This is a genomic window from Streptomyces sp. NRRL B-24572, from assembly GCF_002156145.1.
Taxonomy (GTDB): Bacteria; Actinomycetota; Actinomycetes; order Streptomycetales; family Streptomycetaceae; genus Streptomyces; species Streptomyces vietnamensis.
The window spans coordinates 1-4,842 of record NZ_MWIG01000810.1 but is presented as its reverse complement, the minus strand read 5'-3'; the positions used below and the strand labels follow the sequence as shown (position 1 = coordinate 4,842).

General features: G+C 73.1%; 6 protein-coding genes. 3 read left to right on the top strand and 3 right to left on the bottom strand.

Annotation, left to right across the window (positions count from 1 at the left end):
• From CCN56_RS36415 to CCN56_RS36405, 3 genes are all read left to right on the top strand, one after another.
• On the top strand, positions 1–524 hold a 524-nt coding region (locus CCN56_RS36415), incomplete at its 5' end, for a polysaccharide deacetylase family protein (protein ID WP_143664734.1).
• 99 nt (positions 525–623) lie between these two features.
• A complete protein-coding gene (locus CCN56_RS36410) occupies positions 624–989 on the top strand; it encodes a YciI family protein (protein ID WP_086832022.1) in 366 nt (121 codons plus the stop codon).
• Positions 990–1,050: 61 nt separating this feature from the next.
• Positions 1,051–2,244, top strand: coding sequence for an RNA polymerase sigma factor (locus CCN56_RS36405; protein WP_179200121.1), 1,194 nt, complete (start codon positions 1,051–1,053; stop codon positions 2,242–2,244).
• Here CCN56_RS36405 and CCN56_RS36400 read toward each other — a convergent pair.
• From CCN56_RS36400 to CCN56_RS36390, 3 genes are read right to left on the bottom strand one after another with little or no spacing between them, the layout of a single operon-like run.
• Positions 2,235–2,798: a hypothetical protein gene (locus CCN56_RS36400; protein ID WP_086832020.1), complete on the bottom strand. Its 564-nt coding sequence runs from the start codon at positions 2,796–2,798 to the stop codon at positions 2,235–2,237. The genes CCN56_RS36405 and CCN56_RS36400 overlap by 10 nt on opposite strands.
• Positions 2,791–3,438 (bottom strand): hypothetical protein, encoded by a 648-nt coding sequence (locus tag CCN56_RS36395; protein ID WP_086832019.1) that lies wholly within the window; start codon positions 3,436–3,438, stop codon positions 2,791–2,793. The genes CCN56_RS36400 and CCN56_RS36395 overlap by 8 nt, the downstream gene beginning before the upstream one ends.
• 10 nt (positions 3,439–3,448) lie before the next feature.
• Positions 3,449–4,636, bottom strand: a complete 1,188-nt coding sequence (locus CCN56_RS36390; RefSeq protein ID WP_256962360.1) for a class I SAM-dependent methyltransferase — start codon at positions 4,634–4,636, stop codon at positions 3,449–3,451.
• Between the last annotated feature and the right edge of the window lie 206 nt (positions 4,637–4,842).

Here is a 4,842-nt window from a genome sequence, read left to right as displayed (position 1 = left end):
CCGAGAAGGACCCCGAGTTCGTCCGGATGATGAAGGACCTCAAGGTCCCGGTCACGATGTTCCTCACGGACTCGTCCATACGCGCCGACTACGGCTACTTCGAGCCGCTCCTCGCCCAGGGCAACGGCCTCGCCAACCACACCCTCACCCACCCCAACCTGCGCACCCTCTCCCAGGAGGGCCAGCACCGGGAGATCTGCGGCCAGCAGACGAAACTGAAGCAGCGGTACGGCACGACCCCGCGCCTCTTCCGCCCGCCGTACGGCAACTGGAACGAGGCCACGCGCGCGGCGGCGGGGGAGTGCGGGCTCGACGCGATCGTGCTGTGGCGCGAGTCCATGCAGATCAAGAACATGCAGTACCAGCGCGGCGACCGGAAGCTGCACCCCGGGGACATCATCCTGGCCCACTTCCGGGGCCCGTCCGAGCTCAAGGGCCGGACGATGACCGAGATGACGGCGACGATGCTGCGGAAGATCCAGGAGCAGGGCTTCACGGTGGCCCGCCTGGAGGACTACGTCTGAGAAATCCTCCGGGTGCGGTGTCGATGCGGGCGGATCCCGTTCGACGTATGTGTGGACGGCGGGGAACGGCCCCGCCCCACCGCACACCGAGGAGTCGTCATGCCCCGCTTCCTGTCCCTCGTCCGCATCGAGGAGAACACCATCGACATGGAGAGCGCCGACCCCGGCTTCGAGCAGCGGATGGGGGAGCTCTTCGAGGAGATCACCAAGGCCGGCGCCATGGTGGACACGGCCGGGCTCAGGCCGACCGCCGAGGCCACCCGGATCACCTGGTCGGACGGGAAGCTGTCGTTCACCGACGGCCCGTTCACGGAGACCAAGGAGGTCGTCGGCGGCTACGCGATGCTCCAGTGCAAGGACATGGCCGAGGCCGTCGAGTGGGGGAAGCGGTTCCTGGCCGTGCACCCGCCGCACTGGAAGGTCGGCCTCGAGGTCCGCGAGGTCGAGGAGATGCCGGAGGGCTGACCCGCCCTGTGCTCTCATACGGGATGTGACGGTGGAGAGCACGCTTGAGACGGTCTTCCGGATGGAGTCGGCGCGGATCATCGCCACGGTGGCGCGGATCGTCCGGGACGTCGGCATCGCCGAGGAGATCGCCCAGGACGTGCTCGTCTCCGCCCTCGAGCAGTGGCCGCGGTCGGGGATCCCGGACCGCCCGGGGGCCTGGCTGACGGCCGCCGCCAAGCACCGCGCCGTCGACCTCGTGCGGCGGCGCGAGACGTACGGGCGGAAGCTCGCCGAGGTGGGCCGGACGCTCGCGGAGGAGTCGTACGACCCCGAGCCGTCCGGCCCGGGCGACATCGACGACGACGTGCTCCGACTCGTCTTCACCACCTGCCACCCGGTGCTCTCCGCCGAGGCCCGCGCGGCGCTCACTCTGCGGCTCGTCGGAGGGCTGCGGACGGACGAGATCGCCCGCGCCTTCCTCGTGCCGGAGGCGACGGTCGCGGCGCGGATCACCCGCGCCAAGCGGACGCTCGCGAAGGCGGGCGTGGATTTCGAGGTGCCGTACGGGGAGGACCGGGCCGCCCGGCTCGGCTCCGTCCTGGAGGTCGTCTACCTGATCTTCAACGAGGGGTACGCGGCCACCGCCGGCGACGACCTGCTGCGGCCGGGCCTGTGCGAGGACGCCCTGCGGCTCGCCCGGGGCCTGGCCGCCCTGATGCCGGGGGAGAGCGAGGCGCACGGCCTCGCCGCCCTGCTCGAACTCCAGGCCTCCCGGACGGCGGCCCGCACCGGCCCCGACGGGCGGCCGGTGCTCCTCGCCGACCAGAACCGCAGCCGCTGGAACCGGCTCCTCATGCGCCGTGGGTACGCCGCCCTCGCGCGCGCCGGGGACGGCCGCTCCTACGGCCCGTACGCCCTCCAGGCCGCGATCGCCGCCTGTCACGCGCGGGCCGCCTCGTACGAGGACACGGACTGGGCGACCATCGCCGCGCTGTACGGACGGCTCGGCACCCTCGCGCCCTCCCCGGTGGTCGAACTGAACCGCGCGGTCGCCGTGTCGATGACCGAGGGCCCCGAGACCGCCCTCCGCATCGTCGACGCCCTCGCCGCCGAACCGGCCCTGGCCCGCTACCACCTGCTGCCGAGCGTCCGGGGCGACCTCCTCGCCCGGCTCGGCCGTACGGAGGAGGCCCGGGCGGAGTTCGAACGGGCGGCCGCGCTCACCCGGAACGAGAGCGAGCGGGCGCTGCTCCTCGAACGGGCTCAGCTGTAGGGTCGGCCCGCCTGCTCGGCGAGTGACCGGAGGAGCTCCCGCGCGGATCCCGGGTCGGGGTACGCGACATCGTCGAACAGGGGCCCGTCGAGGGCGGTCAGGTCGAGGGCGCCGGGGGTGAGGCCGCGCCAGTCGTCGCGGACGACGGTGGGCCGGCAGACGTGGTGCACGTACTCGTTGTGCATGTCCACCGCGCGGAAGGTGAGTTCGAGCGTACGGGGATCCAGCCAGCGGACCAGGTCGATGCCCCGGCCCGGGTCGGTGAAGTCGACGCGGTGGCCGGTGTCGGCTTCGAGGAGGGTGAGACCGCCCGCGCGGAAGTACTCGTCGCCGTTGTCGAGGCCGATGGCGAGGAGCGGGAGCGCGGGGTGGAAGGCGATCGGCTCGGCCTCCTCCGTGAACGTCAGAAGGTGCGCGAGGGAGAGGTCGGCGGCGCGGTAGACGGCGACGCGGCTGTGGCGGGCCCAGCACGCGCTGGCCGCGATCCACTTCCCGTCGGCGCTGACGACCGCCTGGTCGGCGTTCCCGAAAACCTCTGAGAAGGGCTCAGCCATGGTGCTCCGTCAGGTGGGTGAAGGTGAGGCGGGCGAGGACGTCCAGGGTCTCCGGGGTCGCCGTCGGGGCGAGCTCCGCGAAGGAGGCGGCGAAGGCCGGTGACTCCGCGCACAGCGTCCGGGCCTCCAGGGCCTGGGTGAGGCGGGGGATCAACTCGTGGAAGCAGAAGGGGTGTTCGGCCTCGATGAAGGCGTGCAGGCTCTCCTCGTACGAGGTGTGCTCGCCGTCGTACGCCCAGCCGTCGAGGGCGAGCAGGAGGGGGAACCGCGCCCGTACCTCCCAGGCGGACAGCGGCACGTCCTCGTAGCGGGCGTCGCCCTCGCGGTCCGCCAGGCGCAGCAGGGTCGCGAGGTCCGTCATGAACGCGGGGACGCCCTTCGGGCCGGCCGCCGTTCGCCACGTGCGGCGGGCCGGCTCCGGGCAGGTCGCGAAGAACTCCTCCGTGAACACGGTGGACAGGTGGTCCAGTTGGGAGGCGAGCTTCTGCGGGGTCTCCCGCCAGGCCGCGTCCCAGTGGTTGAGGCGCAGGACCCGCTTCAGGCGCAGGACCTCCCACTCCAGCGGGTCGGGGCCGGCGGCGAGCCCGGCGAGGTGCGCGAGCGGACCGCCGGTGAACACGCCTTCCGGGTGCAGTGCCATGTGACTCCCCCTAGGGTTGGTTCGCGGGCCGGCCGATCAGCATCGTCGGGGCCCCCGCGACCCGGGTGAGCAGGACCGTCGCCGCGTTGGGGCCCTTCGGCTTCACCTTGCGGCGGATCTCCTCCGGTTCGACCGCGGAGCCGCGCTTCTTCACCGTCAGGGTGCCGACCTCGCGCTCCCGCAGCAGGGCCTTCAACTTCTTGAGGTTGAAGGGTAGTTCGTCGGTGATCTCGTAAGCGGTGGCGTACGGGGTCGGGCGCAGCCCGTCCGCCGTGACGTACGCGATCGTCTCGTCGATCAGGCCGCCGTCGAGCTCCTCGGCCACCTCCGCGACCAGGTGGGCGCGGATGACGGCGCCGTCCGGTTCGTACAGGTAGCGACCGACCGGGCGGACCGCCGGGTCGGGCAGGCCCCGGCCCGGGAGGCTCGCGCCGGAGGGCAGCAGGGTGGCCCGGCGGGCGCCCGGCTCCGTACCGAACCAGAGCACGGCCTCCTTCACGTCCCCGCCGTCCGAGATCCACTCGGCCTCGGCCTCCTCGGGCACCGCCTCGTGCGGGACGCCCGGGGCGATCTTGAGCGCGGCGCGCGGGGCCCTGCGGGCCGCCTCGATCGCCCAGGACAGCGGCGGGGAGTACGCCTCGGGGTCGAAGATCCTGCCCCGGCCGCCGCGCCGCGCCGGGTCGACGAAGACCGCGTCGTAGGGGGTGGTGTCGATCTCGGTGACGTCGGCGCAGCGGACCTCGATCAGGTCGGCGAGGCCGAGCGCCGCCGCGTTGGCGCGGACCGCCTCGGCGGTCAGCGGGTCGCGGTCGACGGCGAGGACGGAGATCCCGGCGCGGGCGAGGGCGATCGCGTCGCCGCCGATCCCGGAGCAGAGGTCCGCGACGCTGCCGACGCCCAGCGCCTTCAGCCGGGCCGCCCGGTACGTACCGACCGAGGCGCGGGTGGACTGCTCGACGCCGTTGGGCGTGAAGTACATCCGGTACGCGTCCTCGGCGCCGAACTTCGCCACCGCCCGCTGCCGCAGCCGCGCCTGGCCGAGGGCGGCCGAGACGAGTTCGGCGGGATGCTCGCGGCGCAGCCGGGAGGCGACCGCCAGCTCCTGGGCGGGGTCGTAGTCGCGCAGGGCGGCGAGGAGCGTCTGTCCCTCGGGGGTGAGCAGGGCGGCGAAGGAGGCGAGGTCGGTCACCCGTCCCATTCTGGGCCCTGGAGGGCTGTGGGCCGGCCGGGGGACGGGTGGGGCGGTACGGCGGTGTCGCGGCCCGGAAGGGGCTCTCGCGCTGACAGGATGCGGCGCCATGCAGCTCGTACGACAAAAGGACCACATGATGGCAAAAGGTGCGCACCGCTCCCGCCGGACGCTCGGGGCGGTGCTCGCCGTGGCCGCCCTCGCCTCCGCCGCCA

What these genes read in the sequence shown, in the direction of transcription:
- CCN56_RS36400 (WP_086832020.1), bottom strand. Translation starts at nt 2,798, where the DNA reads ATGGCTGAGCCCTTCTCAGAGGTTTTCGGGAACGCCGACCAGGCGGTC.
- CCN56_RS36390 (WP_256962360.1), bottom strand. Translation starts at nt 4,636, where the DNA reads ATGGGACGGGTGACCGACCTCGCCTCCTTCGCCGCCCTGCTCACCCCC.
- CCN56_RS36410 (WP_086832022.1), top strand. Translation starts at nt 624, where the DNA reads ATGCCCCGCTTCCTGTCCCTCGTCCGCATCGAGGAGAACACCATCGAC.
- CCN56_RS36405 (WP_179200121.1), top strand. Translation starts at nt 1,051, where the DNA reads ATGGAGTCGGCGCGGATCATCGCCACGGTGGCGCGGATCGTCCGGGAC.
- CCN56_RS36395 (WP_086832019.1), bottom strand. Translation starts at nt 3,438, where the DNA reads ATGGCACTGCACCCGGAAGGCGTGTTCACCGGCGGTCCGCTCGCGCAC.